Origin of the sequence: Streptomyces sp. NPDC005566 (assembly GCF_040605575.1) — a bacterium.
Classification (GTDB): domain Bacteria; phylum Actinomycetota; class Actinomycetes; order Streptomycetales; family Streptomycetaceae; genus Streptomyces.
Genome location: NZ_JBEXDB010000027.1, coordinates 38,829 through 64,587, shown reverse-complemented (window position 1 = coordinate 64,587; position 25,759 = coordinate 38,829). Strand labels below are relative to the sequence as shown.

Annotated in this window: 19 protein-coding genes and 1 pseudogene; 12 read left to right on the top strand and 8 right to left on the bottom strand. The window is 70.6% G+C overall.

Annotation, left to right across the window (positions count from 1 at the left end; translation table 11 throughout):
* Positions 1 to 51: 51 nt before the first annotated feature.
* Positions 52 to 1,269: an FAD-dependent monooxygenase gene (locus ABZS61_RS31895; RefSeq protein WP_356429039.1), complete on the bottom strand. Its 1,218-nt coding sequence runs from the start codon at positions 1,267 to 1,269 to the stop codon at positions 52 to 54.
* Between the two features lie 198 nt (positions 1,270 to 1,467).
* Positions 1,468 to 2,526: a vWA domain-containing protein gene (locus ABZS61_RS31890; RefSeq protein WP_356429036.1), complete on the bottom strand. Its 1,059-nt coding sequence runs from the start codon at positions 2,524 to 2,526 to the stop codon at positions 1,468 to 1,470.
* A gap of 445 nt (positions 2,527 to 2,971) precedes the next feature.
* Here ABZS61_RS31890 and ABZS61_RS31885 point away from each other — a divergent pair, with 445 nt between their 5' ends.
* From ABZS61_RS31885 to ABZS61_RS31865, 5 genes are all read left to right on the top strand, one after another.
* Complete coding sequence (locus tag ABZS61_RS31885; protein WP_356429033.1) at positions 2,972 to 4,510, top strand: glycoside hydrolase family 43 protein; 1,539 nt, start codon at positions 2,972 to 2,974, stop codon at positions 4,508 to 4,510.
* A 193-nt stretch (positions 4,511 to 4,703) separates the two neighbouring features.
* The gene (locus tag ABZS61_RS31880) at positions 4,704 to 5,000 is read left to right on the top strand and encodes a DUF3303 family protein (protein WP_356429030.1); all 297 of its coding nucleotides are present in this window, start codon (positions 4,704 to 4,706) and stop codon (positions 4,998 to 5,000) included.
* 90 nt (positions 5,001 to 5,090) lie between these two features.
* On the top strand, positions 5,091 to 5,639 hold the full coding sequence (locus tag ABZS61_RS31875) for a GNAT family N-acetyltransferase (RefSeq protein WP_356429027.1): 549 nt from the start codon (positions 5,091 to 5,093) through the stop codon (positions 5,637 to 5,639).
* Positions 5,640 to 5,785: 146 nt separating this feature from the next.
* Positions 5,786 to 6,964 carry a bifunctional glutamate N-acetyltransferase/amino-acid acetyltransferase ArgJ gene (argJ, locus tag ABZS61_RS31870; protein ID WP_356429023.1) on the top strand — a complete coding sequence of 393 codons (1,179 nt, stop codon included), beginning with the start codon at positions 5,786 to 5,788 and terminating at the stop codon, positions 6,962 to 6,964.
* A gap of 282 nt (positions 6,965 to 7,246) precedes the next feature.
* Positions 7,247 to 8,752, top strand: coding sequence for a sugar transferase (locus ABZS61_RS31865; protein ID WP_356429020.1), 1,506 nt, complete (start codon positions 7,247 to 7,249; stop codon positions 8,750 to 8,752).
* Between the two features lie 50 nt (positions 8,753 to 8,802).
* Here the strand turns inward: ABZS61_RS31865 and ABZS61_RS31860 are convergent, their stop codons facing one another.
* Complete coding sequence (locus ABZS61_RS31860) at positions 8,803 to 9,774, bottom strand: GDP-L-fucose synthase (RefSeq protein ID WP_356429018.1); 972 nt, start codon at positions 9,772 to 9,774, stop codon at positions 8,803 to 8,805.
* Between the two features lie 112 nt (positions 9,775 to 9,886).
* Here ABZS61_RS31860 and gmd point away from each other — a divergent pair, with 112 nt between their 5' ends.
* The 5 genes and pseudogenes from gmd (at position 9,887) to ABZS61_RS31835 (ending at position 17,507) form a co-directional block, all read left to right on the top strand.
* Positions 9,887 to 10,900 (top strand): GDP-mannose 4,6-dehydratase, encoded by a 1,014-nt coding sequence (gene gmd, locus ABZS61_RS31855; protein WP_356429015.1) that lies wholly within the window; start codon positions 9,887 to 9,889, stop codon positions 10,898 to 10,900.
* Positions 10,897 to 13,674, top strand: a complete 2,778-nt coding sequence (locus tag ABZS61_RS31850) for a DNRLRE domain-containing protein (protein WP_356429012.1) — start codon at positions 10,897 to 10,899, stop codon at positions 13,672 to 13,674. The genes gmd and ABZS61_RS31850 overlap by 4 nt, the downstream gene beginning before the upstream one ends.
* Positions 13,671 to 15,923, top strand: a complete 2,253-nt coding sequence (locus tag ABZS61_RS31845; RefSeq protein WP_356429009.1) for a LamG domain-containing protein — start codon at positions 13,671 to 13,673, stop codon at positions 15,921 to 15,923. Before ABZS61_RS31850 ends, ABZS61_RS31845 begins: the two co-directional genes overlap by 4 nt.
* A complete protein-coding gene (locus tag ABZS61_RS31840) occupies positions 15,923 to 16,615 on the top strand; it encodes a hypothetical protein (RefSeq protein ID WP_356429006.1) in 693 nt (230 codons plus the stop codon). The genes ABZS61_RS31845 and ABZS61_RS31840 overlap by 1 nt, the downstream gene beginning before the upstream one ends.
* Positions 16,612 to 17,507, top strand: a pseudogene (locus ABZS61_RS31835) (glycosyltransferase family 2 protein). The gene ABZS61_RS31840 and the pseudogene ABZS61_RS31835 overlap by 4 nt, the downstream one beginning before the upstream one ends.
* On the opposite strand, the gene ABZS61_RS31830 reads toward ABZS61_RS31835, so the two are convergent.
* Complete coding sequence (locus tag ABZS61_RS31830) at positions 17,452 to 18,615, bottom strand: glycosyltransferase (protein WP_356429003.1); 1,164 nt, start codon at positions 18,613 to 18,615, stop codon at positions 17,452 to 17,454. The pseudogene ABZS61_RS31835 and the gene ABZS61_RS31830 overlap by 56 nt on opposite strands.
* 108 nt (positions 18,616 to 18,723) lie before the next feature.
* Here ABZS61_RS31830 and ABZS61_RS31825 point away from each other — a divergent pair, with 108 nt between their 5' ends.
* Positions 18,724 to 20,265 (top strand): hypothetical protein, encoded by a 1,542-nt coding sequence (locus ABZS61_RS31825; protein WP_356429000.1) that lies wholly within the window; start codon positions 18,724 to 18,726, stop codon positions 20,263 to 20,265.
* Here the strand turns inward: ABZS61_RS31825 and ABZS61_RS31820 are convergent.
* The 3 genes from ABZS61_RS31820 to ABZS61_RS31810 are packed head-to-tail and all read right to left on the bottom strand — an operon-like array spanning position 20,234 to position 24,419.
* A complete protein-coding gene (locus ABZS61_RS31820; protein WP_356428997.1) occupies positions 20,234 to 21,478 on the bottom strand; it encodes a hypothetical protein in 1,245 nt (414 codons plus the stop codon). The two genes, ABZS61_RS31825 and ABZS61_RS31820, sit on opposite strands and share 32 nt — an antisense overlap.
* The gene (locus tag ABZS61_RS31815) at positions 21,475 to 23,160 is read right to left on the bottom strand and encodes a lipopolysaccharide biosynthesis protein (protein WP_356428994.1); all 1,686 of its coding nucleotides are present in this window, start codon (positions 23,158 to 23,160) and stop codon (positions 21,475 to 21,477) included. Before ABZS61_RS31815 ends, ABZS61_RS31820 begins: the two co-directional genes overlap by 4 nt.
* On the bottom strand, positions 23,157 to 24,419 hold the full coding sequence (locus tag ABZS61_RS31810) for a glycosyltransferase (protein ID WP_356428991.1): 1,263 nt from the start codon (positions 24,417 to 24,419) through the stop codon (positions 23,157 to 23,159). The genes ABZS61_RS31815 and ABZS61_RS31810 overlap by 4 nt, the downstream gene beginning before the upstream one ends.
* A 117-nt stretch (positions 24,420 to 24,536) precedes the next feature.
* Between ABZS61_RS31810 and ABZS61_RS31805 the strand changes: the two genes are divergently transcribed.
* Positions 24,537 to 24,986, top strand: a complete 450-nt coding sequence (locus tag ABZS61_RS31805; RefSeq protein ID WP_329206491.1) for an adenylyltransferase/cytidyltransferase family protein — start codon at positions 24,537 to 24,539, stop codon at positions 24,984 to 24,986.
* On the opposite strand, the gene ABZS61_RS31800 is transcribed toward ABZS61_RS31805, so the two are convergent.
* Positions 24,955 to 25,686 carry a CDP-alcohol phosphatidyltransferase family protein gene (locus tag ABZS61_RS31800; RefSeq protein WP_356428988.1) on the bottom strand — a complete coding sequence of 244 codons (732 nt, stop codon included), beginning with the start codon at positions 25,684 to 25,686 and terminating at the stop codon, positions 24,955 to 24,957. The two genes, ABZS61_RS31805 and ABZS61_RS31800, sit on opposite strands and share 32 nt — an antisense overlap.
* Positions 25,687 to 25,759 lie beyond the last annotated feature (73 nt).

Genomic DNA, 25,759 nt, shown 5'->3' with positions numbered 1-25,759 from the left:
CGGACACGGGGGCGGTGACCGGCACACGGTCACCGCCCTTCTCGCTCCGGCCTAACCGGCTTTGATGCTGTGGCCGCCGAAGCCGCTGCGGCGGTCGGAGCCCTTGTTCTGGTCCTGCCACCACGTGTCGAACTCCTGCTGGCCCATGGCGGACCAGTCGGGTGTGTTCTCGACCTGTGCGCTGCCCATCCTGCGGGCGAGCGCGACCATGGCTGCGCCGACGCTGCCGCGTCGGTCGTCGTACCTCTCCAGGACCTCCTTCCAGCTGTCGCCGGCCACCCAGGCGGCTTCCAGCGCGGTGGCATCCTGGAGCGCCTTCACGCTGCCGCCGCCGATGTGCGGCCGGGCGACGCTGGCGGCGTCACCGACGAGCACCATCCGTCCGGAGGTGTAGTGCGGCACTTCGAGGTCGTAGATGGGTTGGATGAACGTGGTCTCGGCGGGGGTACGGAGCACCCTGGCCGCCCAGTACGGCGGGAAGTTGTCGGAGACGAGGGCGCGCAGGTGCGCGGTGAGCTCCGAGTTGAGCCGGCCCGGCGGCAGGGAGGTCGGGGTCCGCAGGTCCGGGTGGAGTCCCTCGGTCTGCGGGGGCGCGGTGTAGAGCACCCAGTTGAGAAGGTGGCCGCCTGTGCCGTCCGGGATGCGGTAGATCATGCAGTGGCCGCCGGGGAAGACGATGTTGTGTGCGTCGTTGCCGTCGGAGGGAAGGCCGGCGACGTCCCTCGACGTACCGCGCCAGCCGATGTACCCGGCGTACGTCGCGTCGGCGCCGGGGAACATGGCCTCGCGGACGACGGAGCGGTACCCGTCCGCCCCGATCACGACGTCGAAGTGCTCCTCGTATCCGTCCGCGAGCCGCAGTGTCACACCGTCGGCGTCCGGCTCGACGTCGGTGACCGCCGCGCCGGACCGGTAGGAGACCTCCTCGGGCACCCGACGGCGCAGTTCGCTCCACAGGGAGCCCCAGCTGTAGGCGCGGAACGGAAAAGGCTGCTCGCCGATGGCGCGGCCGTGGTCCGCCTCGCCGTCGCGTGCACTCCACACCCGCCGGGTCAGCGGTGCCCAGGGCATCTCGGGCGCCACGTACCCGGCGTCCCTCAGTTCGTCGTACCGGTCGCTGTGGAGGGCGATCCCCACGCCCCTGTCGCGGAGTCGGGCGTCGGCACGCTCGAATACGGTGATCTTCTCGGCTCCGCCGCGCGACGCGGCCAGTGCCGCGGCACACCCCGCTATGCTGCCGCCGACCACGGCGATGCTGCCTCCACGCATGACTGGCACTCCACTCACTCGGTTCTCCGGTCGCCGTTCCGGGTACTGCCGCGCCTGGCACGACCGATGGCAACTCCGCCTGGAACGACGGACGTTGTCCCGATCCCTGCGGTCAGGACCCGGACGGAACCCTATCGAGGGGCGTCCGGCCGGCGAACGGCGCTCCGCATGTGCGGCCCCGAGGTACTGCGGCGCCCCTCAGAGCATGATGAGCAGACGCGTATGCGCCTTGAGCTTCCTGTTCACCGAACGGCTCTGCACGTAGACCTCCAACTTGGGGTTGTTTCCCGCCTTCACTGAGACGGTCCCGTGGATGCCCGTACCGAACAGAAGGCTGCGTGCGGCTTCACCCGTGTAGGCGCGGTCGGTGTCCTTTTCGACCACGATGACTTCCTTGTCGGGCTGAACCTGGACCCGGGTGCCCAACTGGTAGTAACACGCTCCGCGTTCGTAGGTGACGCCCGGATGCGAGTCGACGAAGGCCCGGATCTCGACCTCCTTGTCGACCTTCAGGAGCCGGTACTTGTCGGCCGAGACCGGTTCGAGGTTCGCGCGCACGTCGTCGACGGATATGTCCTGACCGACGGCGAAGAGGTTCTTCGTGCCGCGCACACCCTGCTCACGGCCCCGGAGGAAGCTGGTGGCGGCAGCGCGCACCGTGCCGATCGCCTCCTCGACGCCCTCCTTGGAATCCGCGTCCCAGATGGCGATGTTCCCGGCCGGGAAGCCGTAGTTCTGGGCGGTGCGCTTCGCCAGGGAGTTCGGGACGAGGATCGCGGAGGTCCAGTGGCCCGGAAGCGCGCCCATCTTCGCCGCGATCCTGTCGAGCCAGGGCCCGAGGATGGTCATGTCGCCGTCGTGCCGCCTGTCGCCGCCGGAGGCGTTCTCCTCGCCGTCCGTGACAACGATCTGGAGGAAGCTGTGCTCGCCGTACTCCTCCCAGATGTGACCCAGGTCGTCCAGGGACTTCAGAGAGGCCTCGATCAGGGCGGTGGCGCCGTTGTTGACCTTGTACAGACCCCGCATGGACGGCAGATGCTTCACGTCCATGTCCCACACGAGGTTCTCGACCCTGTGGTCGAAGGAGTAGAGGCTGATCCGGGTCTCGTGGCCGAGGTTGTCCGACTCGGCCTTCAGACCCGCCACGAACTCGTCCACGACCCGGATGAGCTGACTCTGGTGCTGATGCATGGAACCCGAACAGTCCACCACGAGCGCGACGTGATTGACCTTGTGCTGGATCTTGTTGGCGGACACGCGTCCACTCCCCCCTCCGAGGCTCCCCGACTGATGCTTCCAACCTAGGGGGAGGCACCGACATTGCAGCCTGACGGCCGATCGCGACGAGCACCGGACGCCCGCCCCCGGAGATGAACGGAGCGGCAGCCCACATTCCGCCGAGGAGGGACGTGCCGTCACTCCTCGCCCGAACGGCAGGGATACGCACTGATCGTGTCGCGCCACGAGGTGTACGCGTCCCACGCTGTCGAAGCGCTTCGATTGACTTGCCCATGAGCAAGGACACGCACCCAGCTGACCGGACTTTCCTGGTGCGGCCGGGCGCACATCTACCCACTTTCATACAGACGATGCCGCAGAAGCATTGACACTGAGCTGCTCGGATGCGATCAATGAAGCGCTTCGACAATGTGGGTGAGGCCCGCCCTCTCCCCCGCGGTCCGACCCCACTCCTGAGGACGACATGACGTTCTTCGACAATCCGGTGATACCCGGCTTCAGCCCGGACCCGAGCATCTGCCGGGCCGGCGACGACTACTACGTGGCGACGTCCAGCTTCGAGTACGTACCCGGAGTGCCGCTGTGGCACAGCCGCGACCTGGTGCACTGGAGGCTGATCGGGCACGCGCTGGACCGGCCCTCTCAGCTGGACCTGCCCGATACCGCCCCTGCCTCGACCGGGGTGTACGCGCCCACGCTCCGCTACCACGACGGCATGTTCTGGATGATCACGACCGTGGTCGCCGGCGGGGGCAACATCCTGGTGACCGCACAGGATCCCGCGGGCCCGTGGTCGGACCCGGTCCCGGTCGGCATTCCGGGCATCGACCCCGACCTGGCCTGGGACGAGGAGGGAAACTGCTGGTGCGTGTTCTCCTGCGAGGGGATCCGCGGGGTGCGCATCGACCCGAAGACGGGTGAGCTGCTGGGTGAACCGGTGGCCATGTGGTCGGGAAGCGGGCTGCAGTATCCGGAGGCGCCGCACCTGTACCGGGTCGGCGACTGGTGGTACCTGCTGCTCTCGGAAGGCGGCACGGAGCGCGGACACGCACTGTCGGTGGCCCGGTCCCGGACAGTGCAGGGGCCGTTCGAGCCGCACCCCGCCAACCCCGTGCTGTCCCACCGCAGTACCGGCCACCCGGTGCAGAACACCGGCCACGGCGACCTGGTGCAGGCGCAGGACGGCACGTGGTGGATGGTGCTGCTGGGCACCCGGCCGCGCGGTGACACACCGATGTACCACGGACTGGGCCGCGAGACGTTCCTGGTCCCGGTGCGCTGGGAGGACGAGTGGCCGCTGCCGGGGCCGCTCGAGCTGCACGCGGCCGCTCCGGCGCTGCCGCCGCACCCCTGGCAACCCGAGCCGGAGCGGGACGACTTCGACTCCACCGCGCTCGCACCCTGCTGGGTGACCCTCCGGCGGCACGACCCGGACGCCGTCCGCCTCGACGAGCGTCCGGACCACCTGGTGCTGCACGCCCGAGCCGACGGCCTCGACAAGCCCGGTGCGCTCTTCGTGGGACGGCGCCAGCGCGATCCCGACTGCAGCGCTCGTACGCTGGTCGCCGTCGACGAAGGCGGCCGTGCCGGGCTCGCGGTGCGCCTGGACGAGGCTCACCACTACCAGGTGGAGACGGGCGACGGCACGGTCCGCGCCGTGGCCAGGATCGGCCCGCTGCGCCAGACCGTCGCCGAACGGAGCCTGCCGCCCGGCCCGGTGACCCTGCGGATCGACGTCACCACCACCGGCGTCCTGCCGCCCACGGTCACCGTCCGCCCCGAGGATCCGGAGGCCGCGATCCCGCCCGGCCTGCGCGTCGGCGGCCCCGACACCTTCCGCCTGGGGTACGAGACGGCAGACGGCGACTTCGAGATCCTGGCCGAGCTCGACGGCCGCTACCTCACCACCGAGGTCGCCGGAGGCTTCACCGGACGCGTCATCGGCATGTACGCCACCCACGGCAGTGCGGCCTTCGACTGGTTCGAGTTGCGGCCGGCCTGACGGACCACTCCCCGCGGCCCGGCCTCCACCTCGGTGGGTCGGGCCGCGCGGAGGCGGTGGACGCCGGCGGCACGGATGGCGCACCCCATGTTGCCGCCTCGATCACGCGGGTAAAGGCTGAGCCGAATGTCCCCGGATCCCGGAGAGCGCGGACGGGCCCGCGCCGGTCGCGGCGGACGGAAGGAGCGATGCCATGAGGGTCATGTTGCGGGCGTGGATGGACACACAGATCTCGAACGAGGCCGTCAAGAAGGGCAGTCTGCAGACGACCATGCAGTCGATGGCCGAACAGCTCAAGCCGGAAGCGGCCTACTTCGGCCCGAGCGAGGGTGGGCGCTGCTGCACCTTCGTCTTCGACATGCAGGACAGCTCACAACTGCCGAGCATCGCGGAGCCGCTCTTCGAGGAACTCGGCGCGAGGATCGAGATCCAGCCGGTGATGAACACCGAGGACATGCTGAAGGGCCTTGCCGCGGTGAAGCGGGGCTGACCGCTTCCCTCCTGACAGCGCGTTCGTACCGCAGCGAAGCCCCGGCCGTCCCGATGCCCTCCCCGGCATCGGGATGGAAGCATGCCGTGCATGGAACAGCCTGCTGAGACCCTCACCTTCGACCAGGTCGACTTGCGCCGGTGGCGCGCGAGCGACGTCGTGACCTTGAACCGGGTGGTCACCGAGTCGCTCCCCCACCTGCTGCCGTGGATGCCTTGGGCGTCCACCTACGACCACACCACGATCGCCGAGTACCTGACTCGGAGCGAGGGGGAGTGGGAGTCGGGCCAGGCCTACGGCTACGCGATCACTTCGGGCGGTGCGGTGATCGGCAGTTGCGGGCTCATGCGGCGGATCGGCCCCGGAGGGCTGGAGATCGGCTACTGGCTCCACCCCGGGTGGACCGGGCGGGGCCTCGCCACCATGGCCGCTGCGGCCCTCCTCCGCCAGGGTTTCGCCCTGGCGGAGACCGATCGGATAGAGATCCACCACGATGCAGCGAACCGGGCCGGCGAAGCCGTCCCTCGCCGTCTGGGCTTCACCGAGATCGAGCGCGTACCGGTACCCGGCGGGCCGGACACGCAGAGTGAGGCGGGGATCAACGTGATCTGGCGCATCGAGCCCTCCACCACGTCCTGACGAAGCCGTTCCGGCGCAGCTGCACCGTGCCGTCCCACGTGCGCGCGAGCCTCCCGCCGTTGATCCCGCCACTCCGTCCCCCTGTCGGGTGCTCCCGTATGCTGAATGAATAGATATACGTGAGCACGCATACATTGGAGGGGACCATGGCCGAAACAACCTCGCGGGATCCCGAGGGCTTCGCGGTGCACACCGCCCCGGTGGGACTGTCGGACGACGGGCGGGACGACTTCACCGTGCTGGCATCGACCGTCCCGGCCCGGATCAGCGCGGTCTTCACCAAGTCCCGGTTCTCCGGCCCCAGCGTGGTGCTCAGCCGGGCGGCCGCCGCCGACGGCCGGGCGCGCGGCGTCGTCGTACTGGCGCGCAACGCGAACGTCGCCACCGGCTCCGAGGGTGAGCGCAACGCCCGCGAGGTGCGCGACTCGGTGGCCGCCGCGACAGGGCTCCCGGCGGACGAACTGCTGATCGCCTCCACGGGGGTGATCGGCCTGCTGTATCCGATGGAGCAGATCCGGGCGCACATCAGGACGCTCGCCTGGCCCTTCCCCGACGGAGGGTTCGACCGCGCGGCCCGGGCCATCATGACCACGGACACCCGGCCCAAGGAGGTCAGGGTGCGGTGCGGCCCGGCGACGCTGGTGGGCATCGCCAAGGGCGTCGGGATGCTGGAGCCGGACATGGCCACCCTCCTGACGTTCTTCGCCACCGACGCGCGGCTCGAGCCGTCGGAACAGGACCGGATCTTCCGTGCCGTCATGGACCGCACGTTCAACGCGGTCTCCATCGACACGGACACCTCCACCAGCGACACGGCGGTGCTCTTCGCCAACGGGCTGGCCGGCGAGGTCGATCCGGCGGAGTTCGAGGAAGCGCTGCACGAGGTGGCGCTCGCACTCGTGAAGAACATCGCCAGTGACGGCGAGGGCGCCAGCAAGCTCATCGAGGTGCGGGTGAGTGGTGCGCGCGACGCCGCTCAGGCCAAGCGGGTGGGCAAGAGCGTGGTCAACTCCCCCTTGGTGAAGACAGCCGTGCACGGCAGCGACCCCAACTGGGGCCGGGTGACGATGGCGATCGGCAAGTGCACCGACGACACCGACATCCTCCCGGAGAACGTCACCGTCCGCTTCGGCGGGACCGACGTCTACCCGCAGCGCGCCGGGGGGCCCGACGACGCCGAGCTGCGGGCCGCGGTCGCCGGGCACATGCGGGGCGAGGAGGTCGTGATCGATGTCGGCCTGGGCATCGGGGACGGCCGATTCACCGTCTATGGCTGCGATCTGACGGAGGGTTATGTTCGACTGAACTCCCAGTACACGACCTGATCCCCAGCGGGTCGTAAGCGCTTGCCCAAAGCCATCAGATCCGAACAACTGCGCACAGACCCCGAGATCCGCTCCGGAATGCGGCGGAGCCTGACCCTCCAGCGGTGTCTGAACTTCACGAGAACTCCAGCGAAATGGCACGTGTGTGGATATCGTGCACCGAGCGAGGGCGCATCCGTCAGTCCATGGGATCGGCGGATGCGTCCCGTTTGTGGGGATGCAACTGTGGCTGGGGGGTTCATGGGGCATGTCGAAATACCTGAATCAGACATATCCGGGCCGGTGGGACTTGCGGGCGCACCACGGCCGCGTACCGCCGCGTCCCGGAACCGCACGGCGGCTCTCGAGCAGTTGTGGAGAGCTCCGACCGCACAGCGCGACGACGCGGACCGCCCGCGGACGAAGAAGACTCCGGGCCGGCGCCTGCCGTTCCTGGCCCTGACCGATGCGCTGGGGCTCGGTATTCCGGCGTGGCTCGTCCTGAGCGCCGATGATCAGCCGCGACCACTGATCATCGGCGCCCTGACGACACTCGTCTGGACCGGGGTGCGCCTGGCGCGCGGCCGGTACACGGACCGGCTGCCGGCGGACTCCGGTGGGGCGACCGGCGCCGTCGGCGACTGGCTGGTGCTCGTCGGACTGCTTGCCGTGCTGTGCGCGGCGGCGGGCGGATCCCTCGACCCGGGGACCGCGGTCCTGGCGCTGGTACCCGGCCTTGCCGTGACCGTGCTCGCCTCGGGACTGCGGAGCGGTCCCGGTTCCGCACGCCACCGGCAGGCACCACGCCGGGTGCTGGTGGTCGGCGCGGCTGCGGGGGTGGACCGGGCGGTGACCGTGCTCAACTCCCGTACGGACCACCTGTACACGGTGGCGGCCGCCGTGCCCGTGGGACCGGCGCAACTCAGCTGCGACACACCCGTACCGGGGCGGCTCGCCCCGGAGCCGGCGGACGACGACGTGTCCACGGTGCTCGGCGGCGCCTTCGCCCATGATGCGGATCTCGTACTCGTGGTGCCCGGGCCGCAGTTCGGCGACGAGAGGCTGCGCCCGCTGTCGTGGGGCCTGCACGACAGCGGGCTCGCACTCTGCGTGCTCTCGGAGCTGTCGGGCGTCTCGGCGAGCCGCGTGCGGCCCTCCGACGCCGCCGGGCTGACCCTGCTGCACGTCGCAGCGCCCCTGCGGCACGGTCCCCAACCCTGGCTCAAGACCGTGGTGGACCGGAGCGGAGCTGCGCTCGGGCTGCTCGTACTGGCCCCACTGCTGTTCGTGGTGGCCCTGGCGGTCCGGTTCTCGTCACCCGGCCCGGTGTTCCACCGCCAGATCCGGCACGGACGGCACAGCAGGCCCTTCACCATGTGGAAGTTCCGCACGATGGTGGCGGATGCGGAGACACGTAAGTCGCAGCTCACCGGGGCGAACGAGAGCGAAGGCCCGATGTTCAAGATGCGCCGCGACCCGAGGGTGACCCGGATCGGCCAGGCGCTGCGCCGGACCTCCATCGATGAACTCCCGCAGCTCCTCAACGTGCTACGGGGTGACATGTCCCTGGTAGGTCCACGTCCGCCGCTGCCCGAGGAGGTGTCGCGCTACGACGAGCGTGAGCGGCGCCGGCTCGCGGTGAAGCCGGGGCTGACCGGCCTGTGGCAGGTCAGCGGGCGCTCGGATCTGTCGTGGCAGGAGACCGTGTCGCTGGACCTCTGGTACGTCGACAACTGGTCGGTGGTCACGGACATGGGGCTCCTCGCCCGTACCGTCCGCGCCGTCACCGACGGCCGCGGGGCGTACTGATCGCGATGGAGGTACTCGGACGAGGAGCCCAAGGGTGCCGGGCGGGGCGGTCAGCCCTGCCCGAGCCACCACGCGTAGGTGCGGGCGATGCCGTCGCGCAGGGGGATCTGCGGTTTGAAGCCGAGGGAGGAGAGCCGGGACACGTCGAGGAGCTTGCGCGGGGTGCCGTCCGGCTTCGAGGTGTCCCAGCCGATGCCGCCCTGATACTCCGTCACCTCACGTACGGTCTCGGCGAGTTCTCTGATGGTCAGGTCCTCGCCGCAGCCGATGTTGACCGGCTCGTCCCCGTCGTAGGACTCCAGCAGCCGCACACAGGCCGCGGCGAGGTCGTCGACGTGCAGGAACTCACGGCGGGGGGTGCCGGAGCCCCACAGGGTGACCTCGGGTGCGCCGTCCCTCTTCGCCTCGTGGAACCGGCGGATCAGGGCGGGCAGGACGTGCGAGGTCTCCAGGGCGAAGTTGTCGCCGGGGCCGTAGAGGTTGGTGGGCATGGCGCTGATGAACGAGGCGCCGTACTGCCGGCGGTAGGACTGGACCTGCACGATTCCGGCGATCTTGGCCAGCGCGTACGCCTCGTTGGTCGGCTCGAGCGGGCCGGTGAGCAGCGAATCCTCGCGGATCGGCTGCGGGGCGTGCTTGGGGTAGATGCACGACGAGCCGAGGAAGAGCAGCCGCTCCGTCCCCGCTGCGTGTGCCCCGGCGATCACGCTCAGCTGGATGCGCAGATTGTCCTCCAGGAACTGCACCGGCCAGGTGCTGTTGGCCATGATCCCGCCCACTTTGGCGGCGGCCAGTACGACGACGTCCGGGCGGGCGTCGCGCAGGAACGCCTCGGTCGGTGTCGCGTCACGCAGATCGAGGTCGCCGCGGTCACGGGTGATCACCTCGTGGCCGTCGGCGGCGAGGCGGCGCACCAGCGCCGAGCCGACGAGACCGCGGTGGCCCGCGACGAATATGCAGGAGCCGGGGCGTAGGAGGGGGCGGACGGATTCCTGGGGCGGGCCGGGGATATCGGTCGTCATGGCTCGGATTGTGCCAGCAGCACAGCGTCCGGGTGAGCTTTTGCCCAATGCGCTCAGATGTTGATATTTCGGTGAACAAACCGCCCATCGGGCGACCACAGGAGGGGGAGTCATGGCGAAGTCCGCACTCATCACCGGCGTGACCGGTCAGGACGGTTCGTACCTGGCGGAACTGTTGCTCGAGAAGGGCTACACGGTCCACGGTCTGATACGCAGATCGTCGAGCTTCAACACGGAGCGAATAGACCACATCTACCAGGGCCCCGAGGAGGCGAATCGTTCGTTCGTCCTCCATCACGCCGATCTGTCGGACGGCGTCGCCCTGGTGAACCTGCTCCGTGACATCCGCCCCGACGAGGTCTACAACCTGGGCGCGCAGTCGCACGTCCGGGTCTCCTTCGACGCGCCCCTGTACACCGGGGACGTCACGGGTCTCGGCACCATGCGGCTTCTGGAGGCGGTCCGCGCCAGCGGAATCGACACCCGTATCTACCAGGCCTCGTCGTCCGAGATGTTCGGCGCCAGCCCGCCCCCGCAGAACGAGAGCACGCCCTTCCACCCGCGCAGCCCGTACAGCGTGGCCAAGGTGTACGGCTACTGGGCGACGGTCAACTACCGCGAGGCGTACGACATGTTTGCCGTCAACGGGATCCTGTTCAACCACGAGTCACCGCGCCGCGGCGAGACCTTCGTGACCCGCAAGATCACCCGCGGGGTGGCGCGCATCAAGGCCGGGCTCCAGGACCGGCTGCATCTGGGCAACCTCGACGCCGTACGGGACTGGGGGTACGCCCCCGAGTACGTGGAGGCGATGTGGCGGATGCTGCAGTGCGACACCCCGGACGACTACGTGGTGGCCACCGGCGTGGGCGTCAGCGTCCGGCAGTTCCTCGAGTACGCCTTCGAGCACGCGGGCCTCGACTGGGCCGAGTACGTGCGCTACGACCCCAAGTACGAGCGCCCCAGCGAGGTCGACGCACTGATCGGTGACGCCTCCAAGGCCGAAGAACTGCTGGGCTGGAAGCCCGAGGTGACGTCGCAGGAGCTGGCGAGGATCATGGTCGACGCGGACATCCGGCTGCTTTCCGACCAGCTCACGGGTGCGGCCGTGCGGGTGGACCGATGAGAGGGCCAAGAGGCCTCGGACGCACCCGGAGCGCCGTGTTCGCCGCGGTTCTCGCCCTCGGTGCGGGCGCGCTCGGCGCGGGCACCGCTCCCCCGGCCGCCGCGCTGACCCCGCCGGTCGGCTTCACGGCCGACCACCTCTCCACGTACCAGACCAACGGCATCGTCTGGTCGCTCGCCGAGGCGAACGGCGTGGTCTACGCCGGCGGTACGTTCTCCAACGTGCGCCCGGCCGGCTCCCCCGCGGGCAGCAACACGAGACCCGCCGTGAACTTCGCCGCGTTCGACGCGGCCACCGGAGCACCCACCGGCTGCTCGCTCTCCTTCACCCGCAGCAGCGGGACCGCCACGGTCCGGGCCCTCGCGGTGTCCGCGGACAGGTCCACCCTGTACGCGGGTGGCTACTTCAACGCCGTCAACGGGACGGCCGCGAACGGCCTGGTCGCGATCAACACCGCGACCTGTCAGCTGCGTCCGGGCTTCTCACCCGACTTCGGCGCGACGGTGCGCGCCCTGGACGTCGCCGCGAACGGCACCGTCTACGCGGGCGGTGACTTCCAGACGGTCAACGGCCAGACGCGGCGCTTCTTCGGCGCGGTCACCTCCACGGGCGCCCTGACCGCGTGGAACCCCGACGCGGACGAGCCCGGCCGGACACTGAAGGTGACCCCCGACGGAGCGAGTGTGCTCATCGGCGGCGAATTCTTCACCGTCGGCGGCGCCGCCTCGCACGCGCTCGCGGTGACGAGCGCATCGTCGGGTGCGCTGACCCGTGCCTACACCGGCAACTTCATCCCGTCGTCCGCGGTGATCAAGGACATCGTCACGGACGCCGCCTCCGGCGGCTGGTACGTCGCGGGCGAGGGGGCCGGGGGGTCGTCGTTCGACGGCAGGCTCGCCATGGACCTCGACGGCTTCGACCAGCGCTGGCGTGACACCTGCCAGGGTGCGACCCAGGCGCTGCGGGTCTACCAGGGTGTGCTGTACGCGGGCAGCCATGTCCACGACTGCTCGTCCATGGGCGGCTTCCCCAACCAGGTCCGCAAGCACCTCACCGCCCAGTCCGTCGACGACCCGGCGCTGCTGGGCTGGCTCCCGGACACCAACGACGGCATCGGTGAGCCGGTCGGTCCGCGTGCCCTGACCGTCGCCTCGCGCGGCGGCCGCGACTTCCTCTGGGTGGGCGGCGAGTTCACCACGGTCAACGGGGTGTCCCAGCAGGCGCTGACGCGGTTCGCCAACACTCCCGACACGGGTGCGCCCGCCGCTCCTGCCGTGAGCGTGTCCGCACCGCGGGCCGGCGAGGTGAAGGTCAGCTGGCGTTCGAGTCTGGACCTGGACGACAGCCTGCTGACCTACCGGGTCTACCGCGACGGCGGCGCGACTCCCGTACACACCACGACCGGCTCCTCGCTCTTCTACAGCCGGCCGCAGCTGACGTTCACCGACACGAACGTGGTGGCGGGCCGGACGTACTCGTACCGGATCACCGCGAGCGACGGGACCAATACCAGCGGGCTGTCCGCCGCCGCCTCGGTGACGGCCGCCGCCTCGGCCTCCCCGTACCAGGAGAAGGTGCTCGCCGACGGCGCCGGCCTGTACTGGCGCTACGACGAGGCGGGCGGTGCCTTCGCGGCGGACGCCTCGGCCGACGACAACTCGGGGGTGTACGCGAACGCCCCCACGTACCGCTCCACACCGTCCGCGGTCGCCGGCTCGGCGGCGCTCTCCCTCAACGGCGTCGACGAGTACGTGTACAGCGACCGCCTGCACCGGTACACCTCGCCCACTCCGTACTCGATCGAGACATGGTTCCGGACGACCTCGGCGACGGGCGGACGGATCATCGGCTACGGCAGCAACATCGGTACCGCTCAGGGCCACACCAGCAGCATCTCCGACAAGCTGCTGTACCTGACGGACAACGGGCGCCTCGCGTTCGGCGTCCAGTCCGGCAACACCCGGCCCACCATCACCACGGCAGGCACGTACAACGACGGATCCTGGCACCACGCCGTCGCGACCCAAGGGCCGGCCGGCATGGTCCTGTACGTGGACGGCGCGGCCGTCGGCACGAACGCGGCCACCGGCAACCGCTCGTACAACGGGTACTGGCGGGTGGGCGGGGACGCCATGAACAACGCCTGGCCGAACCGGCCCACGAGCACCTACTTCGCCGGACAGGTGGACGAGACCGCGGTCTATCCGACGGCGCTCACCGCCGCCCAGGTCACCGCGCACCACGCGCTCGCGGGCACCCCTCCCGGCCCCGGCGACACCACGCTGAGCGTCACACCGGACGAGGACGCGTACGTCAACAGCGTGTCTGCGAACACGAACTACAACGACAGCCAGCTCGCCTCCAGGGGCACCACGGCCTATCTGAGCTATCTGCGGTTCACCGTTCCGCCGGCTCCGTCCGGCCAGGTGCTCAAGAGCGCCCGCCTCGCCTTTCGTACCTCGTCGGACTCGACGGCGGGATCCCTGGACAGCCACAACGTCGTGCCGGTCACCGGCACGTGGACCGAGTCGACGGTCACCTACAACACCCGGCCGGCGCTCGCCGCGACCGTGCTGGGGACCATCACCGGCGCGACCTCGGTCTCCACCGACGACACGGTGGAACTGAACGCGTCCGCACTGGGCGGGGCCCTGGGCTCCGTCTACTCACTCGCCCTCACCAGCAGCGGGACGGACAGTCTCCGCGTCTGGTCGAGCGAGGCAGGAACCGCGGCCTACCGGCCGCAGCTCGTTCTCACCTTCGGAGCTGAATGATGAACGCAAGCACGGGGCACAGACCCGGGGGACGCGGCCGTGTGCGGGCCGTCTCCACCGCTCTCTGCCTGTTCGCCGGCGCCCTGACCGCTGCGGCGGCCGGGGCATCCCCGACGGCGGCACTGACACCTCCGGTGTCTCTCACCGCGGACGACCTCACCACCTGGCAGACCAACGGCATCGTCTGGTCGATGGCCGCGACCGACGGCGTCGTGTACGCCGGCGGCACCTTCTCCACCATCCGGCCGCCGGACGCCGCGGCGGGCACCTCGGAGCAGCCCGCGGTCAACTTCGCCGCCTTCGACGCGGCGACCGGCGCACCGACGGGATGCAGCCTGTCGTTCACGCTCTCGTCGGGTACGGCCACCGTTCGCGCGCTGGCTCTGTCGCCGGACGGACAGACCCTGTACGCGGGCGGGCAGTTCGGGGCGGTGAACGGTGAGGGCGTCAGCAATGTCGCCGCCATCGACACCGCGACCTGCACCCCGCGGCAGGACTTCAAGATCGCCGTCTCGGCGACGGTGCGGGCCCTGGACGTCACCGCGGACACCGTCTATCTGGGCGGTGACTTCACCAGTGTGGGCGGGCAGACCAGGAACAGTTTCGCCGCAGTCTCCACGGATGCCGACCTTCTGCCGTGGGCGGCCGACGCCGACGAGGTCGCCCGCGCCGTCCAGGTGACACCCGATGGACAGCACGTGGTGCTCGGCGGGGACTTCTTCACCGTCAACGGCACCACGTCGCACGCACTGGCCGTCGTGGACGCCACCACGGGGGCACTCACCAGGAGTTTCCCCGGGTTCATCCCGAACACCTCCACGGTGCAGGACCTCACGGCGGACGCGACCGGCCTGTACACCGCCAACGAGGGCACCGGGGGCGGTGTCTTCGACGGCCGGATCGCCATCGACCTCGACGACTTCCAGCAGCGGTGGCGGGACACCTGCCTGGGAGCCACCCAGGCCGTCCTGGTGCACTCGGGCGTGCTGTACAGCGGTAGCCACGCCCATGACTGCGCCAGCATGGGCGGGTTCCCCGACCAGCCGCGCAGGCATCTGCTGGCCCAGTCCGTCGACGATCCGGAGCTGCTGCCCTGGTTCCCGGACACGAACGACGGCATCGGTGAGCCCGTCGGGCCGCGGGTGATGGCCCAGACCGACAAGGGCGGCAGCCACTACCTGTGGGTGGGCGGGGAGTTCACCACCGTCAACGGCTCCGCGCAGCAGGGGCTGACCCGGTTCGCCGACGGCCCGGACACCGGGGTGCCGTGGGTGCCCAACGTCAGTCTCTCCACGGGCGCTCCGGGGCAGATCGACGTCAACTGGCAGACCAGTTTCGACACGGACGACGGTGAGCTGACCTACCGGATCTACAAGGACGGGGCGAGCACACCCGTACACACGACGACCGGGTACTCGCTCTTCTGGGACCGGCCCCAGCTGAAGTGGAGGGACACCGATGTGGCGGTGGGCGAGACCCACTCGTACCGCATCACCGCGAGCGACGGCACCAACACCAGCGCCAAGTCCCCGGCACAGTCCGCGACCGTGGCGGCGACGGCGGAGAGCTATCCGGCGCGTGTGCTGGCCGACGGCGCCTCGCTCTACTGGCGCTACGACGAGGGCACATCCACCTTCGCCGCCGACACCACGGGCGGGCTGAACAGCGGCTTCCTGCGCAACGCGCCCGCCTACCGTCAGACCCCGGCCGCCGTCGCGGGTGCCTCGACCGCGATCGGTTTCAACGGCTCCGACGAGTACGCGTACAGCAACAAGCGTCATGCGCAGCCCACCCGGTTCTCCGTGGAGACCTGGATCAAGACCACCACGGTCCGGGGCGGCAAGATCATCGGGTTCGGCAACCTGACGATGCAGAACAGCTCCCGCTACGACAAGCACGTGTACATGACGAACGACGGCCGGCTGGTCTTCGGCATCCACAACGGCAGTACCCGCACCGTCACGACCTCCGGCGCCTACAACAACGGCGCCTGGCACCACGTCGTGGCCACCCAGGGCCCCGGCGGCATGGCGCTGTACGTCGACGGGCAGCTGCGCGCGTCGAACTTCCTCTACACCACCAACGAGAACTACCCCGGCTACTGGCGGATCGGCGGGGACAACCTGAACAACTGGCCCAACCGCCCGACCAGCAACTTCTTCGCCGGGCAGATCGACGAGACCGCCGTGTATCCGACCGCGCTCACCGCTTCGCAGGTCAGCGCCCACTACGCCCTGAGGACGGGTTGATGAGGTATCCGTTCCTGGCCGGCGCCGTCGTCGTCATCGCGACGGCGGCGCTGGCCGCCTGCGGCTCGTCCGCCGACGGGAGCAAGGAGGCCGCCGCGGGCAGCAAGCCGTCCGCGGCGGCCCCGCCCGCGCCCTCCGTCTCCGGGCCGTCCGCCGGCCCGGCCGGGCCGCAGGCCACCCCGACGAGCGACACACCGAAGGTGCCCGCCGACGGGATCACCCCGGCCACCGGCTCGTTCACCAAGAAACAGAAGGAGTACCTGACCGACCGCGTCCCCAAGGGGATGGACCCGGCCGCGGTGCTCCAGACCGGTCAGGAGACCTGCGACAGGCTCCGCTACCTGGTGAAGGCCGACCGGGACATCGCCGTCGGCGCGATCGTCACCGGCGAGGTCGCCGACGCGAAGCCGGCCGTCGCCCATCTGTGCCCGCAGCAGCAGGACCTGGTGGACGAGGCCGCGCTCGGCTACGCCGACGGCACGCACCGGGGCGCGAAGCTCCGGCCCGGCCGCTACCGGGCCGCCTCCCCGACCAAGGACTGCAGCTGGCAGCTGACCGGGGCGAACGGCAAGGTGCTGGGCTCCGGTTCCTCGGACACCGGCGGACGGGTGGAGATCACCGTCCCGGCGGCTGCCCGCACGTTCACCTCCACAGGCTGCTACGCCTGGCTGCCAGAAGGAGACAAGAGTTGAGCAAGCTGCCCATCGCCGTGGCGATTCCCACGAAGAACGAGGGCCTGAACATCGCCGAGGCGGTGAAGTCGGTGCTCGGCCACTTCGAGGCGGTCGTCGTCGTGGACTCCCACAGCACGGACGACACGGCGAAGATCGCCGAGGAGTGCGGGGCCGAGGTGGTCTCGTACACCTGGGACGGGGGCCATCCGCGCAAGAAGCAGTGGTGCCTGGAACACGTCCGCACCGATCTGGACTGGATCCTGGTGCTGGACGGAGACGAGCGCCTCAGCCCCGGTCTGCTGGCGGAGCTGCGGCAGATATTCGCCGACCCCGACACCCCGAAGCCCGCCGCGTACGACATACCGCTGGGGTACTGGTTCTCCGGGAAGCGGCTGCGCCACGGCTACACGATCCGCAAGCGCTCACTGACCGACCGCACCCGCTGCCACTACCCGGAGGTCGGGGACCTCGACGCACCGGGGATCGGGGAGGTCGAAGGGCACTACCAGCCGGTCGCGGAGACGGCGGGTTCGCTGCGCAATCCCATCGAGCACCAGGACCTGGACCCCGTCACCGCATGGTTCGAGCGGCACAACCGCTACTCGGACTGGGAGGCGTGGCTGGAGCACCACCCCGACGTCAAGGAGCAGGTACGGAAGGTGAAGTCCCGTCAGGGGCAGCTCTTCCACAAGGCGCCGTTCAAGCCGCTGGTCTCCTTCGCCTACATGTACGTCTACCGGCGGGGGTTCCTGGACGGGCGCGCCGGGCTGGACTTCGCGCTGGCCATGAGCTTCTACCGCTGGCAGATCGCACTCAAGTCCCGTGAGACGCCTGTACGTTGACGGGCCGAGCCCTCACCCTCGCCTCCGGCGGACCACGTCCTCGTAGGTCCGCCGGAGGGTGGCGGTGACGGCCTCGATGGTGAACTGGTCGTTGACCAGCTGCCAGGCGGCCTTGCCCGCCTGCTCGGCGGCCTCCGGCTCCAGCAGCTCCAGGATCGCGTCGGCGACCTTGCGGGCGTTGACCGCGTCCTCTCCGACCCGGCTGTCGATGACCCGGCCCGCACCGGCCCCCGACACATCGGGGCCCTGCCCGCAGGTGCGGGTGATGACGACCGGGGTGCCGACCGACATCGCCTCCAGGACCGAGACCGGGAACGGCTCCTCGATCGCCGGCAGCACATACACATCGGCCTCGCGCCCGGCGGCGAGGACCGCGTCGTGCTCCAGCGGGCCCACATGGTCGAGGGAGTCCGTGACACCCAGCTTCCGGGCGAGGGCGAGGGTGCCGGCCAGCGCGCCGGTGTCCGGGCCGGCCAGCACGAAGCGGGCGTCCGGGTGGTGGGCGAGGACGTGCGGCATCGCGGCGATGAAGTCCTCGGGCCGCTTGCGCTCCTGGATACGGGCGAGGTACAGCACGGTCGGCGGGCGGCCGGGGTCGCGGGCGGGCTTGAGCTCCTGCGGGCGTACACCGTTGACCAGCCGTACGGTACGGGTGAGCTGTACGGGAGCTGCGACGGCGTTCACGTCGACCCGCTCCATCTCGGTGAGGTGCAGGACGGCGTCGGCCTCGCGCAGCACCTTGCGGACTCCGAGGACGTCGGTGAGCTGGGCGACCTTCTTCTCGGTGGGGTCGATCATGCCGTGGGTCTGGACGACCAGGGGTGTGCGGGTCGCGAGCGCGAGGAGCGCCGCCGGCAGGGTCACCAGGTCCCGCATCAGATGGACGTGGACGAGGTCGGCGCCGCGCATCATACGGTGTGCGGTGCGCAGCAGAGCGGCGGACGTGATGCCACTGACCTCGAACATCGGGAGCAGGTGCCGTGCTTGGAAGAGGTGGACGGGAACACCCTCCACGTGGCTGGGCAGTTCACCGTCGGGGAAGCCGTCGCCGAGGGCCATGACGCGTGCGTCGTCGCCGTTCGCCCGCTGGACCTTGGAGAGGTTGAACGCCACCCGGGTCGGCCCGCCGAAGGCATGGTCCGGAGTGTGGAGCGTGACAACGTGCAGGATCTTCACCAGAGTTCCCCTCAACTGCGGCCAATACTCCACAGAGTAGTCATCGCATCTCCCCACGTGGGCCGATTCGTTAGAGTGTTCAGTGGTTCACTGATCCCGGGGGGGCGCATGACGTCGGTGCACACATCGGCGCAGGAGCAGGCCGCCCGCGGGGTCGCGCGTCCGGAGTGGGCACGGGGCCGGGGCGGCGTCCCGGAGCCGCCCGAGCAGCCGATCGCCTGGTCGATGCTGTCGCGGGCCCTGTCCGTGCCGCTCATCCTCGGCCTGGTGTGCTTCCTGCCCGCGGTGATCGCCGCCCAGCCCGGCAGCGGTGTCCGGGACACCGCGTACTGGCTCCAGTTGGTGCTGACCTGCTATGCGGGGGCCCGGCTGGCGACGATGATCCTCTCCACCCGGCGGCGGCTGCTCCAGGGCGTCTTCTGGATGTTCGTGTACATCGCGATGGGCGTGGCGCCGTTCGCCCAGGTGGTGATCGGGCAGACACCGACGCCGATGGTGGGACCGCGCCAGGACCTGGTCACGGCCATCGCGATGGTCCTGGTGGGGTGTGCCGCCTTCGACCTGGGGGCTCTGCTGGCCTCGCGGCGCCCGCTGCGGCGCCGTACGCCCTCCACGCGGAGCCCGGGCGGAGGACCGGCCGTGGCGCATCCGGTGCGGCTGCGACTGCTGGTGCTGCTGGCGTTCGCGGCGAGCGCGTTCTACGTGATGAAGCTGGGCGGGCCCTCGGTCTTCTTCTCCAGCCGGCAGGAGATCAACGAGACCGTCGCGGCGAGCGGGGTGGTCTCGGAGGGGTCCAATGTCGGCTCGGCGTTCGTCAAGGGCTTCGGTCAGGTCCCGGCGCTGCTGGCGCTGCTCTTCTACACCCGCCGTCTTGCCACCTCCTACCGGGCCCGGCGCTCCCCGTCGACGGCACTGGTGTGGGTGGCGCTGGTGGCACTGAACCTCGTGGTGAACAACCCGATCTCCAACGCCCGTTACTGGTTCCTGACGGTGCTGATGGCCTTCGTGTTCACCGCGTTCCCGAGCAGTGCGGCGATCTACCGCATCGTGCTGGCGACGGGGGTGGTGGGGGCACTGGTGGTGTTCCCGTACGCCGACAAGTTCCGGTACGACGACGCAGGGCAGCGGCCCGCGCAGTCGGCCTCGGTCTTCGAGCCGCTGGTGACCAAGGACTACGACCAGATGGTGATGTTCGCCAACAGCATCTCGTGGGTCGACACCCGGGGCCACACCTACGGCCGCCAACTGACGGGCTCCGCGCTGTTCTTCGTGCCGCGCGCGGTGTGGAGCGGGAAGCCGGAGGACACCGGGGTCCGGGTCGGGCAGTGGATGGGGCTGCGGATGACCAACCTCTCGGCACCGCTGTGGACCGAGTTCTGGGTCGACTTCGGCGCGTCCGGGGTGATCGGCGGGCTCGCACTGATCGGTTACGCGGTGGCGCGCACCGACCGCCGTTACGCGCTGGCCGTCACCCGGGCGGGTCCCGGCCCCGGGAGTGTGCTGGCCATCGCCGCGCCGCTGATCGCCGGATACACCTTCATCCTGCTGCGCGGCCCGCTCCTGCAGGCGGCGGGGAAGCTGGCCATCGCCGCGCTGTGTCTGCTGCTGATCAGCACCTTCAAGGAGCAGAGGGCAGCGCGTCGGCGGTGACGGCCGCGTCGGGCTCCGGCTTCCCGCGTCGGATCCGGGCCACCCTGGTCCAGGTGGCGGCGGCCTTGCAGAGCGAGCCGAGGCACAGCCCCCAGGCGGCCCCCGGGACGCCTCCGAGGACGTAGCCCCCCGCCATGAACGCCACGGCGGTGAGCGAGAAGACCACCTGGATGCTCAGCGTCGTACGCGGGTCGAGCATGCGCAGGGCGAGCAGTCCGCACGTGCCCACGGCCATCGCCGCGTACTGGCTGCCGGTCGCCGGGAGGAGGGCGGCGGCCGTCGGCCAGGTGTCACCGAGCAGCTCACGCCCCGCCTCGTCGGGGAGCAGGGCGAGGGCGGTGGCCCAGAGGGCGGCGGTGGCGGCGAGGACGGCGGCGAGTCCCGCGGTGGCCCGCACCCGGCGTCCCTCGTCGCCGACGCGGCCGAGCAGCGGGGGGCCGAAGGAGGTGGCGGAGGTGAACAGCACGTTGAGCGGCCCGAACAGGGTCGTCGCCCCGCGCAGCGCGCCGACCAGCAGCGGGTTGCCGACGGCACCGAGACCGAGGACGGAGAGCTGGCCGGTCGCGTTGCCGACGCCGAACTCGACGACGAAGCGCTTCCCGAGGTGGCCGCGCCCGAGCATCGGACGCAACCGCGTCACGGCCCCGGCGGTCCTGCGGCGCAGCAGCACGGCGGACAGCAGGAGGGCCGGCAGGGCGGACAGTCCCCAGACCGCGATCAGCCGGGCGGGGCTCGCCCCGTATTCCTGGACGGACAGGGCGCCCAGTACGCAGGCCAGCCTCACCACGTCCGCGCCCAGGGCGAGATGGGGCTGTTGGAGGGCGGAGAAGGCGTAGCGCAGGGCGTCCTGGCCGAGCACGACCGGCAGGACGAGGCCGAGCATCGTCAGAGCGCGTGCGGTGTCCCCGGGGACGAGCAGACAGACGGCGGCCAGCAGCGCCCCGAGCGCGGCCGAGGCTGCCGCGGTGAACACGACGGCCGAGCGGCAGGCCCCCCGCGTCTCCTCGCCGTCGCCGCGCCGCAGGACCAAGGGCTGTCCGCTGTAGGCCCCGGAGACGCCCAGCAGCACCGTGAAGACGAGGTAGACGGCGGAGAAGCGGGCGAAGTCGGCCACGGTGGAGAGCCGGGCGGCGGCCACGAGCACCAGGATGTTGGTGAGCGCGGCCACGCCCTGGTCCGCGACCGAGCAGAGGATCGCGGTACGGGCTCTCACCGGCGCGCCCCCGGCAGGGTGAAGGAGCGCAGGCCCATCGTCTCGGCGGGGTCCCCGGTGACCTCCGGGGCGTCCTCGTCGACGGCCGGGCCCTGGGGCCCCCCGTCGCTGCGGCGCCGGGCCGACTTCGGCCGGCGTTCCGCGCGGCGCAGCCGGCCACGGCCGGGGTGGAGCAGGGCCCCGAGCACCTGGCCGCCGGAGGCCCCGATGATCTCGCGGATGCGCTCCAGGTCGCTGCGGTGCACCTCACGCGGGTCGCAGACGATCATGACGCCCTCGACCCGGTCCACGAGAGCGACGGCGTCGGCGTAGGAGAGCACCGGCGGGGCCAGGACGATGACGACGGCGCCGGGGCGGTCGGCCTCGGCGACGATGCGCCCGACGGACGCGGAGGTCAGGGCGCGCGGCACGTTGTCCGCGGTCGCCCCGGCCACCAGGGCGAAGGCGCCGGAGCCGGGGACGTCCACGTTGGACCTGCCGCCCGCGGGCCAGCTGCGGTCCCCCTCGTCGGCGGCCCAGCGCGGGGGCCGCACCTCGTGGGCCGCCGGTCCCAGGTCCCGGGCCAGCGACGGGGTGCGCAGATCGGCCTCGACAAGCAGGACGTCACGGCCCATCTCGGCGAAGGCGGCGGCCAGGTTGACCGCGGCGGCGGCCGCCGCGGCGTTGTCCCCGCGCGGCGCGGTGACCAGGAGTCGGCGCCGCTCCGCGAACGACGGGTCGTAGGCGAGCCGGAAGGCGACCGCGCGGTACTCCTCGGCCAGCCGGGAACCGCTGCGCCCGATCGCGAGCAGGGTGCCCGCGGCGGCGCGCTCCCTGGGCAGGGTACCGAGCAGCGGGGCCCCGAGGGAGCGCACGAGCTCGCGCGGGGAGCGTACGGCGGGGTCGAAGACGAGCCGCACCCAGGACAACAGCAGCCCGAGGGCGAGACCGACGACAGCGCCGAGCCCCAGGAGCAGCGGCAGACCCGCCCCGGCCGGCTCGGTGGGGGCGACGGGCTTCTTGTTGAGGTAGCCGGGGGTGGTGTCGAGCGCCTTGAGTTCGGAGATCTTCCGGCTCAGCTCCGAGATGGAGACGATGATGTTGGCGCGGGCGCTGCTGACGTCGTCGGCGTCGGCCCCGGCCCGCTCCTCCAGGAGGTCGCGCTTCTCCTCCAGTGGTTCGAGCTGGGCGCGGTAGCCGGCCGCCATGTTGTCGATGCTCTCCTCGGTGCGCGCCTTGCGGTGCGCCAGGTAGGCGTTGGCCAGGGCTTCGGCGCGGGAGCGGGCCTGCTCGGGTGTGGCCCCGGTGTAGGAGAAGCGGAGGGTGAGCGTGTTGGGCGGGTTGGTGACCTGGAGGCCGGTGAGCAGTTTCCTGGCCGTGACGTCGTCCCCCTTCTTGAGGAGGGTGCCGGCGGCCAGCTCGCCCACGGTGTCGCTGACCGCGGTCTGCCGCTCGGAGCCGATGTTGATGCCCTTGTCCGCCGACGCACCTGTGGCGAAGGGGTCGGCGGTCGCGGAGCGCACCTGCACCTCCCCCGCGGCCGTGTACGTGTCCTCGCCACTGAGGGCGAGGAAGCCGCCGCCCAGGAGTCCGACGACGACACCGCCGGCGAGGAGGGCCCGGTAGCGCAGGAGCTGGCGGAACTGGTCGCGCAGCAGCGCCGGTTCGTCCTGGTCCTCCAGGGCGCGGATCGGATGCGTCATCGGCTTGGCCTCCTTGGTGCGTCCCCGAGGACCTCGGTGAGCAGCGCGTCGAAGCGTGCGAGGCCCGCTTCCCTGCTCAGGTGCTGTGCGACGTATTCCGGACCGTGTGCGCCGAGCGCGTCAGCGGCCTCCGGGTCACCGGCGAGCTTCCGCACGGCGTCGAGGAGCGCGGCCGGGTCCTCGGGTGCCACGAGAACCCCGGCGCCCGAGCGGCGCACCTCGTCGGCGGTGCCGCCCTCGTCGGCCACGGAGGCGACGACGGGCCGCCCCGAGACGAAGTACGAGGTGAGTTTGGACGGCACGCTCATGTCGAGCACGGACGCACGCTGCGTCACTGCCAGGACGTCGGCGGCGGCGAGCACTTCGGTGAAGTCGTCCGCTCCGGCCGGCGGCAGGAAGTCGATGTTCGGCAGGCCGCCCGCGCGGTCGCGCAGTGCCTCGCGCTGGTTCCCGTCGCCCATGAGCACCACGCGGATGTCGGGGGCCAGCCGGGCCAGTTCGATCAGGACGTCGAGGCCCTGTTTGAGGCCCATGTTCCCCGAGTGCAGCAGCACCTGGGTCCCCTCGCGCCAGCCGAGCCGGGCCCTGGTGGCGGCCCGGTCCGCCGAAGGGCGTTCCACGTGCGTCCAGTTGGGCACCACCCGGATGCGTGCGGGGTCGACGCCCAGGGCGGAGACACCGGGTACGAAGCTCTCGTGGATGACACCGACGACGGCGGCGTCCCGCAGGGCGTACCGTTCTGCCGCCCCGGCGACGGCGGCCGCCCTGCCACCGCCGCGTATGCCGCTCTGTGCCGCGGCGGCGCCCATCAGGTCCTGGACGACGGGTATGTGGGGGACTCCGTGGCGGCGCGCGATGCGGGCCCCTATGACGCCGCCTGCGAGGCTCGGCATCTGGGAGATCACCGCGTCGGGGCGTCCCGGCGGTGGCGCCAGGGTCCCGTGGACGAGCACGGATGCCTCGAACCACGCCCTGCGCAGGGCACTCTGCCGGGGCGGTACATAGTGCCGCCGCCGGTGGACGGTCACGCCCTCCCGGCTCTCCTGCCCGCGCCACCTGCCGCGGTACTGCTCGTCGACGCGCCACGCGGGGTAGTGCGGCATTCCGGTCAGGACATCGGTGCGGGCACCGGATGCCGCCCAGTGTTCGGCGAGCTGGGTGGCGTACGGACCGATGCCCGTGAGCTCCGGCGCGTAGTTGGTGGAGACCACCAGTAGCCTGCGGTTTTCGAACGGTCTGTGGTGCTCATCTGCGGACATCGGACGATCGCCTTCCCCCCGGAACAGCCTCTTCTCGAGCTTATCCGTTCACGGGATGCACAAGTGTTCTTCACAGTAAGGTCGTTGAACCAGTTCCACCGTGGGGGGAGAGAACGGATGGTGCAGCACAGAGTCGGCTATGCGCCGGGGGTGTACGACCTGTTCCACGTCGGCCACCTCAACATCCTGCGGCATGCCCGCAGTCAGTGCGACTACCTGGTCGCCGGGGTCGTCTCCGACGAGATGGCCGCACTGGCCAAGGGCCACAAGCCGGTGATCCCGCTGACCGAGCGGCTGGAGATCGTCCGCAGCGTGCGTTACGTGGACGCGGCGTTCGTGGAGACCGTCCCCGACAAGGTCGAGACCTGGCAGCAGGTCCGGTTCGACGTCATCTTCAAGGGCGACGACTGGCGCGGCACGGAGAAGGGGAAGCGCCTGGAGCGCGACTTCGCCGAAGTCGGGGTGGAGGTCGTCTACTTCCCGTACACCGTCCACACGTCCAGCACCCAGCTGCGCCGCGCCCTCGACGTCCTCGTCAGCCGGCCCGGAGCGCTCTCAGCTCCCTGAACCACTTGGCCAGGAACGCCACCAGGAACAGCGCGTGCACGGCGGCGAGTACGGCGTAGCCGGCCCGGAAGACCACGGGTGCGCCCAGCAGCAGGAAGACCAGGACGAACACCCCGTAGTCCGCGGGAAGCAACGCCACGGCCCGCACCCGGGACACCGGAGCCGTGGCGCCCGCGGCGGGCGGTGCGGTGCGGGCGGCCGCCTTGCCCAGCTGTTCCCGCAGGAGCCCTGCGCAGAAGGAGAGCACGGCGACGAACAGGAAGCCGAGCGGCAGCAGGAGCCAGGCCTCCGTTGGCAGTTCGACAAAACGGTAGAACGAGATCAGTACGGCGGTGTGGACGAGGATCATCTTCGCGCAGTCCACGACATGGTCGAGCCATTCCCCGTCCGGGCCGCCCCGGCCGGTCAGCCGGGCGAGCTGCCCATCGGCCGAGTCGAAGGCGAATCCGACGGCCAGGGCCGCGTACACGGCGATCCCGAGCCACCAGGACGGCTCGGCCAGCGCCACCGCCGCAAGAGCGGTGAACGTGAAAGCCGCACTGACCAGCGTCACCTGATTGGGCGTCAGCCCCGCACGGTACGCACCTGCCGCCAGCAGGCGTCCGGCCGGCCGGTTCACGTACCGCGAGTAGAGCGAGACACCCTTGGACGACTTCTGTGCGCCGCGCAATTCGCGCAGCACCGTACCCGTGCTTTCCATACGCCCCCCAGCGTCCGGCCTGTTCCCCGCTGCATCATGGCACGCAGGAACCCCGGACGCCCGGGATTCGTGA

What these genes read in the sequence shown, in the direction of transcription:
- ABZS61_RS31895 (WP_356429039.1), bottom strand. Translation starts at nt 1,269, where the DNA reads ATGCGTGGAGGCAGCATCGCCGTGGTCGGCGGCAGCATAGCGGGGTGT.
- ABZS61_RS31885 (WP_356429033.1), top strand. Translation starts at nt 2,972, where the DNA reads ATGACGTTCTTCGACAATCCGGTGATACCCGGCTTCAGCCCGGACCCG.
- ABZS61_RS31880 (WP_356429030.1), top strand. Translation starts at nt 4,704, where the DNA reads ATGAGGGTCATGTTGCGGGCGTGGATGGACACACAGATCTCGAACGAG.
- ABZS61_RS31875 (WP_356429027.1), top strand. Translation starts at nt 5,091, where the DNA reads ATGGAACAGCCTGCTGAGACCCTCACCTTCGACCAGGTCGACTTGCGC.
- argJ (WP_356429023.1), top strand. Translation starts at nt 5,786, where the DNA reads ATGGCCGAAACAACCTCGCGGGATCCCGAGGGCTTCGCGGTGCACACC.
- ABZS61_RS31860 (WP_356429018.1), bottom strand. Translation starts at nt 9,774, where the DNA reads ATGACGACCGATATCCCCGGCCCGCCCCAGGAATCCGTCCGCCCCCTC.
- gmd (WP_356429015.1), top strand. Translation starts at nt 9,887, where the DNA reads ATGGCGAAGTCCGCACTCATCACCGGCGTGACCGGTCAGGACGGTTCG.
- ABZS61_RS31850 (WP_356429012.1), top strand. Translation starts at nt 10,897, where the DNA reads ATGAGAGGGCCAAGAGGCCTCGGACGCACCCGGAGCGCCGTGTTCGCC.
- ABZS61_RS31845 (WP_356429009.1), top strand. Translation starts at nt 13,671, where the DNA reads ATGATGAACGCAAGCACGGGGCACAGACCCGGGGGACGCGGCCGTGTG.
- ABZS61_RS31840 (WP_356429006.1), top strand. Translation starts at nt 15,923, where the DNA reads ATGAGGTATCCGTTCCTGGCCGGCGCCGTCGTCGTCATCGCGACGGCG.
- ABZS61_RS31825 (WP_356429000.1), top strand. Translation starts at nt 18,724, where the DNA reads ATGACGTCGGTGCACACATCGGCGCAGGAGCAGGCCGCCCGCGGGGTC.
- ABZS61_RS31815 (WP_356428994.1), bottom strand. Translation starts at nt 23,160, where the DNA reads ATGACGCATCCGATCCGCGCCCTGGAGGACCAGGACGAACCGGCGCTG.
- ABZS61_RS31810 (WP_356428991.1), bottom strand. Translation starts at nt 24,419, where the DNA reads ATGTCCGCAGATGAGCACCACAGACCGTTCGAAAACCGCAGGCTACTG.
- ABZS61_RS31805 (WP_329206491.1), top strand. Translation starts at nt 24,537, where the DNA reads ATGGTGCAGCACAGAGTCGGCTATGCGCCGGGGGTGTACGACCTGTTC.
- ABZS61_RS31800 (WP_356428988.1), bottom strand. Translation starts at nt 25,686, where the DNA reads ATGGAAAGCACGGGTACGGTGCTGCGCGAATTGCGCGGCGCACAGAAG.